The following is a 16424-nucleotide window of genomic DNA, read 5'->3' on the forward strand; positions in this document are numbered from 1 at the left end:
GCGCCTTAGCGGTAAGGCGCGTCGAGTTCCAGATTCTTGGCGATCTGCCGTTCCCAGCGGTCGCCGTTATCGAGCAGGCGTTGCTTGTCGTAGAGCAGCTCTTCGCGCGTCTCGACGGCGAACTCCGAGTTCGGCCCTTCCACGATGGCGTCCACCGGGCAGGCCTCCTGGCACAGGCCGCAATAGATGCACTTGACCATGTCGATGTCGTAGCGGGTCGTGCGACGGCTCCCGTCGGCGCGCGGCTCGGCCTCGATGGTGATGGCCTGGGCGGGGCAGATGGCTTCGCACAGCTTGCAGGCGATGCAGCGTTCCTCGCCGTTCGCATAGCGACGCAGAGCGTGCTCGCCACGGAAGCGCGGCGACTGCGGATTGCGCTCGAAGGGATAGTTCACCGTCATCTTGGGACGGGCCATATATTTCAGCGACAGACCGATGGCGCCGATGACGTCCAGCATCATCGCGCCCTTGGTCGCCTGGACGATACGGGTGAACATCAGGGCTTATCCTTGGGGGCGGGCGTCGTCTGGGGTGCGGTCTGGCTGGCGCGCCAGTCCTGTTCGATGCGGTCCTGGCGTTGCTGCCATTGATAGCTCGACTCGGGCATGCGCGACGGGTCGGGCGCGCAGGCGGCGGTCATCGCCACAAGACCGAGGCCGATGATAGGGCCGCGCATCACGACCCCACCACGAAGACGCGCCAAGCGGAAACGATCACGACCGCGACCAGCGACGTCGGCAGGAAAATCTTCCAGCCCAGACGCATCAGTTGGTCATAGCGATAGCGCGGCACGAAGGCCTTCACCATCGAGATCATGATGAACCAGAAGACCGTCTTGGCCATGAATGTCAGCAGATAGATCGTATAGGCGATCCAGGCCGGCAGCCCATCCATCCACGCCTGCGGCACGCCGGGGTTCCAGCCGCCGAAGAACAGCAGGCTGATCATCGCGGACATGAAGACGATGTTGACGTACTCGCCCATCATGAACAGCAGATACGGCGTCGAGCTGTATTCGACCTGATAACCGGCGACCAGTTCGGACTCGGCCTCGGGCAGGTCGAACGGCGGGCGGTTGGTCTCGGCCAGGGCCGAGATGAAGAAGATGATCGACATCGGGAACAGGATCACCACCAGCGGCCAGGTGTCGGCGCCGCCCCCGAAGCCGTACCAGTTCCAGAACATGCCCTTCTGGCTGTCGACGATGGCCGACAGGTTCATGGTGCCGGCCAGCAGGATCACATTGATGATGATCAGGCCCAGCGAGACTTCATAGGACACCATCTGCGCCGCCGAACGCAGCGAACCCAGGAACGGATACTTCGAGTTCGAAGCCCAGCCGCCCATGATGATGCCGTAAACGCCCAGCGACGACACGGCGAAGATATATAGGATGCCGACGTTCAGGTCCGACACCACCCAGCCGGGCGCGAACGGAATGACCGCCCAGGCCATGAAGGCCAGGATCACGGTGATGATCGGGGCGATGATGAAGACCGCCTTGTCGGCGCCGGCCGGGATCACGACCTCCTTCAGCACGAACTTGATCATGTCCGCGAAGGATTGAAGCAGGCCGAAGGGACCGACGACGTTCGGGCCCTTGCGCATCTGGACGCCCGCCCAGACCTTGCGGTCGGCCAGCAGCAGGAAGGCGACGGCGATCAACACGCCGACCGTGATCAGCAGGACCTGGCCGACCGTGATCAGCGTCCAGCCCAGAGGCGTGGCCCAGAAGGAAACGGGGTCCATGGCTTACTCCGCCGCCATTGCGACCGGCTGGGTCCGCAGGGCGGACAGCTCGGCCATCGTCGCGCTGGCGCGCGCTATCGGATTGGAAAGATACGGGTCGGTCACGGCCGAGACGAAGGCGCGGTCGCCCAGATCGCCCTTGGCGCCCAGGGCCGCCACGTCGAACGCCGCCGGCGCGGGCAGATAGTCGATCCGGCCGAAGGTCGGGTGATCGCCCATCAGCTTGGCGCGCAGTTGCTCCAGCGTGTCGTAAGGCAGGGTCTTGTCGACGCGCGCCGACAGGGCGCGGATGATGGCCCAGTCTTCCTTGGCCTCGCCCTTGGGGAAGACGACGCGTTCGGCCATCTGCACCCGGCCCTCGGTGTTGACGTACAGGCCGGCCTTCTCGGTGTAGGCCGCGCCCGGCAGGATCACGTCGGCGCCGTGCGCGCCGCGGTCGCCGTGGCTGCCCAAATAGACGCGGAAGGCGTTCGAACCGGTCGGATCGACCTCGTCTGCGCCCAGCAGGAACAACACGTCCAGCGCATCCGGCTTCAGCATTTCGGCGACGGTCAGGCCGCCATCAGCCGGCACGAAGCCCATGTCCAGACCGGCGACGCGCGAAGCGGCGTTGTGCAGGACATTGAAGCCGTTCCAGCCTTCAGCGACGACCCCGACCTTCTTGGCCAGGGCGCCGAGTGCGTTCAGGACGGCCGGACCGCCCTCCCCTACCAGCGCGCCGGAGCCGACGATGATCGCCGGACGCTCGGCCTTGGTCAGGAAATCCAGCGCCGATTTCGGCAGCTTGGCCAGGGTCTGCGTGCCTGCGCCCAGATAGGCGTAGTCGAACGTCAGGTCGGCCTGTTCGCCGATCAGACCGATCTCCACGTCGCCCTTCAGCCAGGCCTTACGCAGGCGGGCGTTCAGCAGCGGCGCCTCGGTACGCGGATTGGCGCCGACGATCAGAACGGCGTCAGCCTTTTCAATGCCTTCCAGGCCGGAGTTGAACAGCCATCCCTCACGCGGGCCGTAACCCACGGCGGCGCCGTCCTGGCGGCAGTCGGTGTTGTTGGAGCCGAGCGCGCGGAACAGGTCCAGCGTCGCCTTCATCGACTCGGCGTCCTGCAAATCGCCGGCGATCACGCCGATGCGGTCGGCCGGTGCGGCCTTCAGCTTGGCGGCGACGGCGTCCAACGCCTCGTTCCACGAGGCGGCGCGCAGCTTGCCGTTCTCACGGATCCACGGACGGTCCAGACGACGCGCGGTCAGGCCATCGACGACATAGCGGCTCTTGTCCGACAGCCACTCCTCGTTGATGCCCTCATTGACGCGCGGCAGCACGCGCATGACTTCGGACCCGCGATAATCGGCGCGGATGTTCGAGCCCAGGGCGTCCATGACGTCGATGGTCTCGGTCTTCTTCAGTTCCCACGGACGATAGTGGTACTGCCACGGACGGTGCGTCAGGGCGCCGACAGGGCACAGGTCGTTGACGTTGCCCGACAGTTCCGAGGCGACCGACTTCTCCAGATAGGTCGTGATCTCGGCGTCCTCGCCGCGCGAGATCATGCCGATGTCCGGCACGCCGGCGACTTCTGTGATGAAGCGGACGCAGCGCGTGCACTGAATGCAGCGCGTCATGAAGGTCTTGATGGTCGGACCCATCGCCTTTTCTTCGACCGCGCGCTTGTTCTCCGAATAGCGCGAGCCGTCGCGGCCATAGCCGACCGACTGGTCCTGCAGGTCGCACTCGCCGCCCTGGTCGCAGATCGGGCAATCCAGCGGGTGGTTGATGAGCAGGAACTCCATCACCCCTTCGCGGGCCTTCTTGACCATCGGCGTGTCGGTAAAGATTTCCTGGCCGTCGGCGGCCGGAAGCGCGCACGAGGCCTGCGGCTTCGGCGGTCCAGGCTTCACCTCGACCAGGCACATGCGGCAGTTGCCGGCGATCGACAGGCGCTCGTGATAGCAGAAGCGCGGGATTTCTTGTCCGGCGCGTTCGGCGACCTGGAGCACGGTCATGCCGGGCTCGAACTCGGTTTCGACGCCGTTGACCTTGGCGATAGGCATCAGCGGGCCTCTTGCTTGGCGGCGGGAGCCGCCATTTGTACATCCACGGACATCGGCTGACCGTCGCGGAACAGGCCCGCGCCGTCGGCTTGCGCCCGGCATTCGAATTCCAGCCTGCCGCCATCGACCGGCGCGCGCCACGACACCTGGGCCGTGCGTTCGCCGGTGGCGGTGAAGACGACGGCGTCGCCTTCCTGGCCATACATGCGGTTCACCACATCGCGGCAGGCCGCTTCGAGGTTCGCCGGAGCCGCCGCCGTCGCGACAGGCACGACTTCAGCAGGAGCCGCCGTCGCGGGCGCGGTCGACGCTTCAGGCGCAGCCTTTTCCCCCTCGCCGCAAGCGGCGAGGATCGGAAGCGTCAGCAACAGGGCGACGGCGAGGCGCATCTCTACTCCGCCGCGATCGCGTGGCCGGCGAAGTTCGCGCGGCGGCTGCGATAGTTGGCGATCCGCTCTTCGATCTCGTGACGGAAGTGACGGATCAGGCCCTGAACCGGCCAGGCGGCAGCGTCACCCAGGGCGCAGATGGTGTGTCCCTCGACCTGGCCGGCGACGTCCAGCAGCAGGTCGATCTCCGACGGATCGGCCTCACCCACGGCCATCCGCTCCAGCACGCGCCACATCCAGCCTGTGCCTTCACGGCACGGCGTGCACTGGCCGCAGCTCTCGTGCTTGAAAAAGTAGCTGATGCGGGCGATCGCCTTCACGATATCGGTCGACTCGTCCATCACCGTCACGCCGGCGGTGCCCAGCGACGAGCGAACCTCGCGCATGGAATCGAAGTCCATCAGGACCGTCTCGGCCTGTTCGCGCGTGATCACCGGGCAGGACGCGCCGCCCGGGATGATGGCCTTCAGATTGCTCCAGCCGCCACGCACGCCGCCGCCGTGATCCTCGATCAACTGACGCAGCGGGATCGACATGGCCTCTTCGACCACGCAGGGCGTGTTCACGTGGCCGGACAGGGACATCAGCTTGGTGCCGGTGTTGTTCGGACGGCCGAAACTGGCGAACCAGTCGGCGCCGCGACGCAGGATCGTGCCGACGACGGCGATCGACTCGACGTTGTTCACCGTGGTCGGGCACCCGTAAAGACCCGCGCCGGCCGGGAACGGCGGCTTCAGACGCGGTTGACCCTTCTTGCCTTCCAACGATTCCAGCAGAGCCGTCTCTTCGCCGCAGATATAGGCGCCCGCGCCGTGGTGGATATAGACGTGGAAGTCCCAGCCGTGGACGTTGCCGTCGCCGATCAGCTTGGCCTCATAGGCCTGCTTGACGGCGGCTTCCATCCGCTCGCGCTCCAGCACGTATTCGCCGCGCAGATAGATGTAGCAGGCATGGGCCTGCATCGCGAAGCTGGCGATCAGCGCGCCTTCGATCAGCAGGTGCGGATCATGGCGCATGATCTCGCGGTCCTTGCAGGTCGCGGGCTCGGATTCGTCGGCGTTGATGACCAGGTAGTGAGGACGATCCTTCACTTCCTTGGGCATGAACGACCACTTCAGGCCGGTCGAGAAGCCCGCGCCGCCACGGCCGCGCAGACCCGAGGCCTTGACGTTGTTGATGATCCAGTCGCGGCCAAGGTCCAGCATGTCCTTGGTGGCGTTCCAGGCGCCGCGGTTCTTCGCCCCGTCCAGCGTCCAGTCGTGGAAGCCGTACAGGTTGGTGAAGATGCGATCCTTGTCTTCGAGAATGCCGACCATGGCCCTCAGAGTCCTTCCGCCAGACGGCGCTTGTGGTGGCGCGTGCGCATCCAGATGGCCGCGATGACCATCACCCAGCCCGCCGCCAGCATGAAGTAGGAGAGATTGACCGCCCACGGCCCGACTGCGCCCTGACGCGAGATCAGGATCAGAACGGCCGCGCCGACGACCATGGCCAGGCCGCCCGCGCGCAGCGGACGCCCGACGTTGCGCAGTTCCTTACGATAGGCTGCGCGGCCCTCCTCGGTGTTCAGATCCGGCGGCGACATCAGGCCGGGGCCTTCTCGACCGGCGCTGGGTCGCTATTCGGCAGCTTCTTGATCGGCTTGGCGGCCGAGCCGTCATACAGCGTCGCGTCGAGCAGGGTCTTTGGCCCGCCTTCCGGCGCCGCATTGGTGCGACCGATGTAGGAACCCCGCTCGGGCGTCTTGCCGGCGGCGAAATCGTCGATGATCTGGCCGATCGTCTCGGGCGTCAGGTCCTCGAAATAGTAGTCGTTGATCTGGGCCATCGGCGCGTTCGAGCAGGCGCCCAGGCACTCGACTTCCTGCCAGGTGAAGCGGCCGTCGGCGGACAGATGATCCTTGGGACCGATCTTCTCCTTGCAGACGCGCATCAGCTCATTGGCGCCGCGCAGCATGCACGGCGTGGTGCCGCACACCTGGATCAGCGCCGTCTTGCCGACCGGCTCCAGCATGAACATGGTGTAGAAGGTCGCGACCTCCAGCACCCGGATGTAGGCCATATCCAGCAGCTCGGCGATGGCGCGGATGGCGGGCTCGGACACCCAGCCTTCCTGCTTCTGCACCAGCCACAGGATCGGGATCACCGCCGACTGACGACGGCCCTCCGGATACTTCTTGATCCACCATTCGGCCTTGGCGGTCGTATCGACCGAGAAGGCGAACGAGGCGGGCTGTTCCTTGGCGAGACGACGAACGCTCATCGGTCCACTTCTCCGAAAACGATGTCGAGCGAGCCCAGGATGGCGGACACGTCGGCCAGTTGGTGGCCACGGTTCATCCAGTCCATCGCCTGCAGCGAGCGGAAGCCCGGCGCCGAGATCTTCACGCGATAGGGTTTGTTGGTGCCGTCCGACACCAGATAGATGCCGAACTCGCCCTTGGGCGCCTCGACCGAGGCGTAGACCTCGCCCTCGGGCGTCTTGAAGCCTTCGGTGTAGAGCTTGAAGTGGTGGATCAGCGACTCCATCGAGCGCTTCATCTCGCCACGGCGCGGCGGGACGATCTTGTTGTCCTCGACCATCACCGGCTCGCCGGGGCAGTTGCGCAGCTTGTGGATGCACTGCTCCATGATCCGCACCGACTGCTTCATCTCCTCGATGCGCACCAGATAGCGGTCCCAGCAGTCGCCGTTCTTGCCGACGACCACGTCGAAGTCGAGCTCGGCATAGCACTCATAGGGCTGCGACTTGCGCAGGTCCCAGGCGATGTTCGAGCCCCGCAGCATCACGCCGGTGAAGCCCCATTCCAGGGCCTGCTGCTTGGACACCACGCCGATGTCGACGTTGCGCTGTTTGAAGATGCGGTTCTCGGTGACCAGGCTTTCGATGTCCTTCAGCGCCGGCGGGAACTCGTGGCACCAGCGGCCGATGTCGTCGATCAGGTCCATCGGCAGGTCCTGGTGGACTCCGCCGGGACGGAAGTAGTTGGCGTGCAGACGGGCGCCGCAAGCGCGCTCGTAGAACACCATCAGCTTTTCGCGTTCCTCAAAGCCCCAGAGCGGCGGCGTCAGGGCGCCGACGTCCATGGCCTGGGTCGTCACGTTCAGCATGTGCGACAGGATGCGACCGATTTCCGAATACAGAACGCGGATCAGCTGCGCCCGGTACGGAACCTCGATGCCCAGCAGCTTCTCGATCGCCAGGCAGAAGGCGTGCTCCTGGTTCATCGGCGAGACGTAGTCCAACCGGTCCAGATACGGCACGTTCTGAAGGTAGGTGCGCGCCTCCATCAGCTTTTCGGTGCCGCGGTGCAGCAGGCCGATGTGCGGATCGACGCGCTCGACGATTTCGCCGTCCAGCTCCAGCACCAGGCGCAGCACGCCGTGCGCGGCCGGGTGTTGCGGACCGAAGTTGATGGTGAACTTGCGGTCTTCCATCTCGCGCGCGTGGGCGGTGCGGGTGTCGAGGTCGTCCTCGAACACATCGACGCCCAGCGGCGGCAGGGTGGGGTTTCCGTCAGCCATTACGCCTGGCCTCCCGCCTTCTCGTCGCCGGGCAGGACCGGCGCGGGGTATTCGGCGCCCTCCCAGGGCGACAGGAAATCGAAGGTGCGGAATTCTTGGGTCAGCTTGACCGGCTCATAGACCACGCGGCGCTGTTCCTCGTCGTAGCGGACCTCGACATAGCCCGTCATCGGGAAGTCCTTGCGCAGCGGATGGCCTTCGAAGCCATAGTCCGTCAGCAGGCGACGCATGTCCGGGTGGCCCGAGAACAGCATGCCGTACATGTCGTAGGCTTCACGCTCGAACCAGTTGGCGGCCGGATAGGCCGAGATGACCGAGGGCACCGGCTGGGTCTCATCGGTCGAGACCTTGATTCGCAGGCGCGCGTTCCGCGTCATCGACAGCAGGTGATAGACCACCTCGAACCGCTCCTTGCGATCCGGATAGTCCACGCCGCACAGGTCGAGCAGCTGCTGGAAGCCGAATTGATCGCGCAGCGTCGTCAGCACCTCGACGATCCGCTCGCGCGGCGCGACCAGCGTCAGTTCGCCGAACGCCACCTGGGCCTCGACGCCCAGCGCCCCGACCATCTCGGCGCCCAGCGGCGTCAGGGCGGCTTCGTGTTGCGCTTGAACAGCCAGAGAGGTCATCGGTCGATGGTCCCCGTGCGACGGATCTTCTTCTGCAGTTGCAGCAGGCCGTACAACAGCGCCTCGGCCGTCGGCGGGCAGCCGGGCACATAGACGTCCACCGGCACGACACGGTCGCAACCGCGCACGACGCTGTAGCTATAGTGGTAGTAGCCGCCGCCGTTGGCGCAGCTGCCCATCGACACGACGTAGCGCGGATCGGGCATCTGGTCGTAGACCTTGCGGATGGCGGGGGCCATCTTGTTGGTCAGGGTGCCGGCGACGATCATCAGATCCGACTGACGCGGGCTGGCGCGCGGCGCCATGCCGAAGCGTTCGACGTCGAAGCGCGGCATCGACATCTGGATCATCTCGACCGCGCAGCAGGCTAGGCCGAACGTCATCCACATCAACGAGCCCGTGCGGGCCCAGTTGATGACGTCGTCGGCAGCGGCGACCAGATAGCCGCGCTCGCCGAGCTCCATGTTCACGGCCTCGAAGAACTTGTCGTGGACCTTGGGGTCATAACCCTCGACGGTCGAACGCGCGCCAGCACCGGCCGGAACCAGCGGCGCGCCCGATGCAGACACCAGGCCCGCGGGCTTGGAAGCGGCGACTACTCCCATTCCAGGGCTCCCTTCTTCCATTCGTAGATGAAGCCGATGGTCAGCACGCCCAGGAAGACCATCATCGACCAGAAGGCGAAGACCATGCCGGCGTGCGACAGATCGAACATCGACACCGCCCACGGGAACAGGAAGGCGACTTCAAGGTCGAAGATGATGAACAGGATCGACACCAGATAGAAGCGGATGTCGAACTTCATCCGGGCATCGTCGAAGGCGTTGAAGCCGCACTCATAGGCCGACAGCTTCTCACTATCGGGGCTCTTCGGCGCCAGCAGCAGCGGCAGCACGATGAAAAGAATGCCGATGAAGGCGGCTACGCCGGCGAAGACCAGGACCGGAAGATATTCGAGAAGGAATGCGTTCATTCGAAGAACCTCGTCCGCCGGGGAGAGGCGGGATTCGGCGCTTCTTAGACCCAAGACCGCCGCCGTTCAAACCCCTGCGGCCATTGGATTTTCATTGAGAACGGCTCGCAACTTTGCGCGCCATATGTCGCAGGGCCGACGCTTGCGTGTCGCCGGGCTGCAAAGGCCTATTGGCGAGCCGATCGCGTAACCGAAAGTCATCCGAATGAGCCTAGCCAGCCGCGCCCTGAACGCTGTCGAGCGGATCGGTAATCGACTGCCCGATCCCGTCTTCCTGTTCCTGTGGCTGATCGCCGGTCTGATCCTCCTCAGCATGGTCGGCGCCGGCCTGGGCTGGTCGGCCGTCAATCCGGTCACCGGCGATCAACTGGTCGCAAAGAGCCTGTTGTCGGCCGAGAATCTGGAACAGTTGATCATCGGCATGCCGCGCACCCTGGCGGACTTCCCGCCCCTCGGCATCGTCATCACCATCATCTATGGCGCTTCTGTCGCCGAACGCACCGGGATGTTCGCGACCGCCATTCGCGGCGCCCTGCTGAACGCCCCGCGCTCCATACTGACGCCCGTCGTCGTGATCACCGGCATGGTGTCCCATCACGCGTCGGACGCCTCCTATGTCGTGGTCATCCCGCTGGCGGCCGTCATCTTCGCCGCAGCGGGCCGCCATCCGCTGGCGGGTCTGGCCGCAGGCTTCGCCGCCGTGTCGGGCGGATACGCCGGCAACCTGTTCCCTGGCGCCAGCGACGCCTTGATCTTGGGCATCACCGAGCCGGCCGCTCGCCTGATCGATCCGTCCTATTCGGTCAACATCGCCGGCAACTGGTTCTTCATCGTCGGCGTCGTCTTCGTCTTCACCCCCATCGTCTGGTTCCTGACCGACCGGGTGATCGAGCCGCGCCTCGGCGTCTGGAAGCCGTCAGAGGGTGTCGCCGCCCCAAACGCCTCGGAAAAACAGCCCCTGACCGCCGCCGAAAAGCGCGGCCTGAAGTTCGCCGGTCTGGCGCTTCTCGGCATGATCGCGCTCTGGGCCCTGCTGACCTTCATACCGGGCTCGCCGTTCGTCGATCCCGAGGTGGATCCGGAGCAGAAGTTCAATCCGCTCTACAAGTCGCTGGTCGCCTTCTTCGCCATCACCTTCTTCGTCACCGGCGGCGCCTATGGCGCGGGAGCCGGCACGATCCAGTCGCACCGCGACATGGTCATGATGATGCGCGACGGCATCGCCCAGTTGGCGCCCTATATCGTGCTGGCCTTCTTCGCCGCCCACTTCGTGGCCATGTTCAACTGGTCGGGTCTGGGGCCGATCCTGGCGGTCAATGCGGCGGCCGGACTGAAGACCCTGGCCCTGCCCGCCCCGCTGCTGCTGATCTGCGTCGTCTTCGTCTCCTGCTTCTTCGACCTGTTCATCGGCTCGGCCTCGGCCAAGTGGTCGGCCCTGGCGCCCATCGTGGTGCCGATGTTCATGCTGCTGGGCATTTCGCCGGAGATGACGACCGCCGCCTATCGCATGGGCGATTCCGTTACCAACATCGCCACGCCGTTGATGAGCTACTTCCCGCTGATCCTGACCTTCGCCCAGCGATGGGATCCACGATTCGGTTTGGGATCGCTGATGGCGACCATGCTGCCGTATGCCGGAGCCTTCCTGGTCGCCGGTCTGGCCATGGTGGCGGCCTGGGTCGCCTTCGACCTGCCGCTGGGGCCGGGCGTCGGCGTCCACTATGAGCCGCCGCCTCCCGCCGTGGCGGCCCATGAGCCTGCGGACGGCGGCGTAGCGGGCCCGCACAGCCCGCCCCAGGCGGCGATGGTCGCACCGTCCACAGCCCCTTCGCGTTGAGGGGCGCGTTTCTCCGAAAAGGTCGCTTGACGCGATGTGTCAGCCCGCCTAAACGACGCCCCTCGCCGGGGCGCACAGCCGCTTCGGCCGGGAAACGCGGGTGTAGCTCAGTTGGTTAGAGTGCCGGCCTGTCACGCCGGAGGTCGCGGGTTCGAGCCCCGTCACTCGCGCCACTCTTTCTAGAAATAGAAGAGTGGCGCACACCGCCTTCCCAAAAAGCTTTCGAAACAGCTCAAAAGTTTCGACCTGATACGCGGGTGTAGCTCAGTTGGTTAGAGTGCCGGCCTGTCACGCCGGAGGTCGCGGGTTCGAGCCCCGTCACTCGCGCCACTTCTTTTCAAGACATCGATAAAAGAAGTGGCGCGCTCCCGTTTTCGGAAACGCGCCATTCGAACGCCACAGCCCTGGCCGCTCAGTGCAGCGGCAGCGCACTATCCGGGTTCACGAACGCCGTTTCGCCCGTCAACTCGCCATAGACCATGCAGAGGTCTTCGAAGACGCGGTTCCAGGCGAACTGGCTGACCGCCTTTTCGCGCGCCGCGCGGCCGATCGCTTCGATATCGCGTGCGAACAGGGCCTCGACCGCTTGGGCATAGTCGTCGGCATCCGCGCTGGCGGACAGTTGCCCCACGCTCTCATCGACCGTCTCGGCGACGCCGCCCGCATTGACCCCGACCACGGGCCGTCCGCAGGCCATGGCCTCCAGTACGATCAGCCCGAACGGCTCCTTGTCATTGGCGTGAACGAAGGCGTCGCAGCTGGCGATGATCTTGGCGACCGCCTTGGGATCGCTTTCATAGGGCATGGAGATGACGCGATCTTCCTCCGGCATTCCCGCGCCTGCGCCGACCAGCACCAGATGATAGGGGGGGCCCAGCTTCTGGACCGCCTCGATCAGCACATCGACATTCTTTTCCTTGGCCGGACGACCTGCGAAGCACAGGAGACGCGCGTCGTCGCCCAAACCCAGCTGTTTCAGCAGCCACTGCCGGTCACGACGTTCCGGACGGAAGGTGTCGATCTCCACGCCCAAAGGCCGAATGACGATGTTGTTCACACCGGCCTCTTCCAAACGCCGCGCGATAAACCGGCTGGGCGACACGACACGATCAAACTGTGAAAACAGCTTCGCCCAGCGCTTCTCGACCGGCTTCTTGGCCCACTCGCCGAAATGCAACGCCGCCAGCCCGGCCGGATCAGAGTGGCAGAAGCCGACGACCGGGCATCCGACCCGCTGGCCGGCCTCCAAAGCCCCCTGCCCCGGCGTGTAAGGGTCGCCGGCCTCGATGATCGACGGCTTCATCGCCGCCACCCAGGCGCTCCAGCGCTTCACCGAGCTGGGCCAACGATAGCCGTCGCCGAACGGCAGCTTGGTCGCCCGCAGTTGCACGATGCCGTCGGCCCTCGCCTTGTGACGCGCGCCGGGCACGATCAGCGAGTGACTGACCCCCGGCCGATTGGCCTCGATCCACGCCTTCTTGGACAGGATATAGCGCTTCACCCCGCCCGAGCGCGGCGCATAAAGCATTGTGGTGTCCACCAAGCGGGGCCGCTCGTCCATCGCCGCCGCCTTTAAGGCCCGCAGCGTTTCGGCGACTTCCACGTCCAGCCCCGGAATCAGTCGGAGTTCGCTTTCCTGGACGTCGAGGTCTGTCATGCTCATGGAGTGTTCTCGCCTGGTCTGGGCTGTCGAACGCCGGAGGTGTTCGATGGATGCGTCCACGGGACGCGGCCTTTGGACCGTCCGACGCCCGTAGACCCGGGCGCGGCAAAGCTCAAGTGCGCGCCGTCGCGATTTCCTCCGCATTCGGCCTATCGGGCATCGACGAACGAACGCGGGTCGCCTTACGGGATCGCCCCAAGACCATCACGGCCTTGCATTCGCCTCAAATTCGATAAACTTGGAACGCTGGCGCGGACCCTGCTAAGGGGTCTCCCGTAACGTGACGCGTGACCACCAGGGGTTTCTACCGAATGCGTATTTTGCTCGCGACCGCCGTGGCGATCGCCCCCTTGATGGTCGCCACAGGATCCCAGGCCGAGATCGTGATCTCGAACGCCCGGACCACGCCGATCCAGACGTCCAATGCGACGGGCACGGCCGCCGATAACATCCGCATCGCCAGCGGCGGCAGCGTCGCCGTCGCCTCGGGCGCGGCCGTGACCCTGAACAGCAACAACACGGTCGATCTGGATAGCGGTAGCTCGATCACCATGGACAAGTCGGCCGACGGCTCGACGGGTCTTCTGGTCAATGGCGGCAACACCGGGTCGGTAATCGTCGGCGGCTCCATCACCGTCAACGACACGCTGGAAACAGCGGACATCAAAGACACGGACGGCGACGGCGATCTGGACGGCCCGTTCGCCACCGGAACTGGCCGCTACGGCGTGCGGGTCACCGGCGCCTCGCCCTTCACCGGCAACATCCTGGTCGAGGGCACGGGCGCGATCGCGGTCGAGGGCAATAACTCCTACGGCCTGTCCGTCGAATCCGCCCTGAACGGCAAGCTTCAGAGCCTGGGAACGGTCCGTGTGACCGGTAATGACAGCGCCGCCATCCGCACCACGGGGCCGATTTCCGGCAATGTCGATCTCGCCGGCACCATCTCCGCGCTCGGCGCCAATGCGACGGGCGTTTCCATCGAAGGTAACGTCGGCGGCGCACTCAAGATTCACTCTTCCGTGGTGGCCACGGGCTATCGCTACACCACCCCGCCGCCCGCCCGTCCGACGACCGGCACCTTCGACAACGCGACGACCCTGTTCCTGGACGAACTCGACGCAGACGATCTGCTGCAAGGCGGACCGGCCGTGCGCGTCGGCGCCAATGTCGCCGGCGGCGTGCTGCTGGACAAGGCTCTCGCCTATTCCGAGGCCGGCATCGAGGGCGATGACGACAAGGACGGCGTCAAGAACGGCGACGAGGACGATGACGGCGACGGCATCAAGAACCGCGACGATCCGGACCGTGACGGCGACGGCATCCCGGACGCCAGCGAGACAGCCGCCTCCATCACATCGCTGGGCGGCGCGCCTGCTCTGCTGATCGGTTCGACGACACAGGCGGTGACCCTCGGCGCCGTCGGTACAGGCGATGCGGCCTATGGCCTGATCAACCGCGGTACGATCATCGGATCCGGCCTTTACTCCGGCGTGGAGTCGCGCGCCGTGCAACTCGGCGTGACCGGCGGCCAGGCCGTGAATGTTACTGGCGGCGTCCGCAACGAGGGCGGCATCTCGTCCACGGCCGTTGATGCCAACGCCACGGGTCTCTGGATCGGCTCGGGCGTGACCGCTCCCACAATCAACAACTCGGGCGCCATTCAGGCCGTCGCCTCGGGCAAGCAGACCCAGAGCGCGACCGGCATTCTGATTGGTGCAGGCGCCAACGTCGGCTCCCTGACCAACACAGGCAATCTGGTAGCCTCTTTCGGCGGCAATCAGGGTTCGGCCACCGTTATTCTTGACCAGTCCGGCAGCCTGACCCAGCTGAACAACGCCGGTTCGATCATCGGCTCGCTCACCCCTAACACCGACGATACAAATCCGGTGACTGGCATGGTGACCGCCATCGACGTCTCGGCCAACACGACCGGCGTCACTCTGCGTCAGTACGGCATTCCCGCCACTGCCGGCAGCACGGCGACGGACACGGACAAGGATGGCGTGCCGGACGCCAGCGAACCGGCCATCGTCGGGGCGATCAAGCTCGGCTCGGGCGCGGACACGCTCAATATTGAGAACGGCGTCGTCAACGGCGACATCGATTTCGGCGCCGGCGCCGACCGGCTGAACATCAGCGGCGGCGCGGTTGTGACCGGCGCCATCGCCAACAGCGACGGCCTGCTGGACATCAACGTGTCGAAGGGCACCCTGGCCGCCACCCAGACGGGCGCCACGGCGATCTCCAACCTGAACATCGGCGCCGAAGGGACATTGCTGGTCAATCTTGACCCCGCCAACGACCGCGCCGGCGGCTTCAATGTCAGCGGCAATGCGACCCTGGCGACAGGCTCCACTCTGGGCGTCCGCTTCTCGTCGCTGATCGATCAGCCTGAGCGGTTCAACGTCATCACGGCCGGCACGCTGAATGTGGGTCAGATCAACCAGACCCTGCTGTCGGACAACTCGCCCTATCTTTACGTCGTGCAGGGCGGCGTGGCCGGCAACACCGTCTATGTCGACGCGCGTCGCCGTACGGCCTCCGAGGCCGGGTTGATCCCGGTCGAGGCGTCCGCCTACGACGCCGTCTATGGCGCGCTGGGGTCCAATGAGGCCCTGCGCAACCTGTTCCTGTCGCAGACGTCGCGCGACGGCTTCATTGACGCCTACGAGCAGATGCTGCCCGACCACTCCGGCGGACCGCTGATGTCGCTGTCGGCCGGCGTGGACGCGGTCACCCGCGCGCTGACCGGGCGCAACGCCGCCGCTGCGCCGGGTGAAACCAGCGCCTGGGTCCAGGAGATCAACTTCTACGCCGACAAGGACAAGACCGACTCCTACGGCTTCCGGTCCGAGGGCTTCGGCGTCGCCGGCGGCGTCGAAAAGGGCACCAGCCTGGGCGCCGTCGGGATCTCGGCCGCCTTCACCTCGTCCGACATCAAGGATCCCGAGGCCGAGGCCGAAGAGGTCCTGTCCGCCAATCTGCTGGAGTTGGGCCTCTACTGGCGCGCTCAGGGTCAGTATTGGACGACCTGGGCCCGTGCGGCCGGCGGCTACGCCTCCTTCAGCGCCGATCGCTCGCTGGTCGCCACGGGCGTCTATCTGAACAACAAGTCCGACTGGCACGGCTGGACGGCGGCGGTCGCCGGCGGCGCCTCGTATGAGCGCAACTTCGGCCGTCTGAACATCCGCCCCGAAATCTACGGCGAGTATTTCAGCCTGTCGGAGGGCTCGCGCAGCGAGAAGGGCGGCGGCGACGGCTTCGATCTCGACATCGATTCGCGCGACAGCCACATCTTCTCGGCGGTGGCGGCGATGAACGTCGGCTATGGCTTCGGCCGCAACGGCTGGATCCGTCCGGAACTGCGCGTCGGCTATCGTCAGAACATCTCGGTCGACGCTGGCGAAACCATCGCCCGCTTCGCCAGCGGCGGCCCGGACTTCATCCTGTCGCCGGACGCCATCGAAGGCGGCGGACCGATCCTGGGCTTCCGCCTGAACTTCGGCAACGAACTAGGCATGCTGTCGCTGACCGGCGACGCCGAGCTGCTGGAAGACTACGTCCGCTACTCGCTGCTGCTGCGGGCCAGCTTCCGCTTCTGATCACAG

General features: G+C 65.5%; 15 protein-coding genes and 2 tRNA genes. 4 read left to right on the forward strand and 13 right to left on the reverse strand.

The annotated features are described in order from the left end of the window. Positions 1–5: 5 nt before the first annotated feature. The 12 genes from nuoI to ABIC32_RS12870 all read right to left on the reverse strand — a co-directional run bounded on the left by nuoI (position 6) and on the right by ABIC32_RS12870 (position 9313). On the reverse strand, positions 6–497 hold the full coding sequence (nuoI, locus tag ABIC32_RS12815) for an NADH-quinone oxidoreductase subunit NuoI (RefSeq protein ID WP_017503987.1): 492 nt from the start codon (positions 495–497) through the stop codon (positions 6–8). After that, a complete protein-coding gene (locus tag ABIC32_RS12820) occupies positions 497–676 on the reverse strand; it encodes a hypothetical protein (protein ID WP_242076437.1) in 180 nt (59 codons plus the stop codon). Before ABIC32_RS12820 ends, nuoI begins: the two co-directional genes overlap by 1 nt. Further along, entirely contained in the window at positions 676–1749 is a 1074-nt protein-coding gene (gene nuoH, locus ABIC32_RS12825; protein ID WP_039247406.1) for an NADH-quinone oxidoreductase subunit NuoH, read from the reverse strand. Before nuoH ends, ABIC32_RS12820 begins: the two co-directional genes overlap by 1 nt. A gap of 3 nt (positions 1750–1752) precedes the next feature. After that, the gene (nuoG, locus tag ABIC32_RS12830; protein ID WP_354074432.1) at positions 1753–3798 is read right to left on the reverse strand and encodes an NADH-quinone oxidoreductase subunit NuoG; all 2046 of its coding nucleotides are present in this window, start codon (positions 3796–3798) and stop codon (positions 1753–1755) included. Next, positions 3798–4187: a hypothetical protein gene (locus tag ABIC32_RS12835; protein ID WP_354074433.1), complete on the reverse strand. Its 390-nt coding sequence runs from the start codon at positions 4185–4187 to the stop codon at positions 3798–3800. The genes nuoG and ABIC32_RS12835 overlap by 1 nt, the downstream gene beginning before the upstream one ends. 2 nt (positions 4188–4189) lie before the next feature. After that, positions 4190–5503 carry an NADH-quinone oxidoreductase subunit NuoF gene (gene nuoF, locus ABIC32_RS12840; protein ID WP_039247403.1) on the reverse strand — a complete coding sequence of 438 codons (1314 nt, stop codon included), beginning with the start codon at positions 5501–5503 and terminating at the stop codon, positions 4190–4192. A gap of 5 nt (positions 5504–5508) precedes the next feature. Next, on the reverse strand, positions 5509–5772 hold the full coding sequence (locus tag ABIC32_RS12845) for a hypothetical protein (RefSeq protein ID WP_017503994.1): 264 nt from the start codon (positions 5770–5772) through the stop codon (positions 5509–5511). Beyond that, entirely contained in the window at positions 5772–6449 is a 678-nt protein-coding gene (nuoE, locus tag ABIC32_RS12850; protein ID WP_354074434.1) for an NADH-quinone oxidoreductase subunit NuoE, read from the reverse strand. Before nuoE ends, ABIC32_RS12845 begins: the two co-directional genes overlap by 1 nt. Continuing rightward, positions 6446–7624 carry an NADH-quinone oxidoreductase subunit D gene (locus ABIC32_RS12855; protein WP_088582886.1) on the reverse strand — a complete coding sequence of 393 codons (1179 nt, stop codon included), beginning with the start codon at positions 7622–7624 and terminating at the stop codon, positions 6446–6448. Before ABIC32_RS12855 ends, nuoE begins: the two co-directional genes overlap by 4 nt. A gap of 86 nt (positions 7625–7710) precedes the next feature. After that, positions 7711–8340, reverse strand: coding sequence for an NADH-quinone oxidoreductase subunit C (locus ABIC32_RS12860; protein ID WP_354074435.1), 630 nt, complete (start codon positions 8338–8340; stop codon positions 7711–7713). Beyond that, entirely contained in the window at positions 8337–8966 is a 630-nt protein-coding gene (locus ABIC32_RS12865; protein ID WP_087119131.1) for a NuoB/complex I 20 kDa subunit family protein, read from the reverse strand. The genes ABIC32_RS12860 and ABIC32_RS12865 overlap by 4 nt, the downstream gene beginning before the upstream one ends. Beyond that, positions 8936–9313, reverse strand: coding sequence for an NADH-quinone oxidoreductase subunit A (locus ABIC32_RS12870; RefSeq protein ID WP_017503999.1), 378 nt, complete (start codon positions 9311–9313; stop codon positions 8936–8938). Before ABIC32_RS12870 ends, ABIC32_RS12865 begins: the two co-directional genes overlap by 31 nt. A gap of 205 nt (positions 9314–9518) precedes the next feature. Here ABIC32_RS12870 and ABIC32_RS12875 point away from each other — a divergent pair, with 205 nt between their 5' ends. From ABIC32_RS12875 to ABIC32_RS12885, 3 genes are all read left to right on the forward strand, one after another. Then, positions 9519–11150: an AbgT family transporter gene (locus ABIC32_RS12875; protein WP_354074436.1), complete on the forward strand. Its 1632-nt coding sequence runs from the start codon at positions 9519–9521 to the stop codon at positions 11148–11150. Between the two features lie 96 nt (positions 11151–11246). Beyond that, positions 11247–11323, forward strand: a tRNA-Asp gene (locus ABIC32_RS12880). 80 nt (positions 11324–11403) lie between these two features. Next, a tRNA-Asp gene (locus ABIC32_RS12885) sits at positions 11404–11480 on the forward strand. Between the two features lie 82 nt (positions 11481–11562). Here the strand turns inward: ABIC32_RS12885 and ABIC32_RS12890 are convergent. Then, positions 11563–12813, reverse strand: coding sequence for a glycosyltransferase (locus ABIC32_RS12890; RefSeq protein ID WP_354074437.1), 1251 nt, complete (start codon positions 12811–12813; stop codon positions 11563–11565). Between the two features lie 311 nt (positions 12814–13124). On the opposite strand from ABIC32_RS12890, the gene ABIC32_RS12895 reads away from it, so the two are divergent. Further along, positions 13125–16418 (forward strand): autotransporter outer membrane beta-barrel domain-containing protein, encoded by a 3294-nt coding sequence (locus ABIC32_RS12895; protein ID WP_354074438.1) that lies wholly within the window; start codon positions 13125–13127, stop codon positions 16416–16418. Positions 16419–16424 lie beyond the last annotated feature (6 nt).

Origin of the sequence: Brevundimonas sp. 1080, assembly GCF_040545985.1 — a bacterium.
GTDB lineage: Bacteria > Pseudomonadota > Alphaproteobacteria > Caulobacterales > Caulobacteraceae > Brevundimonas.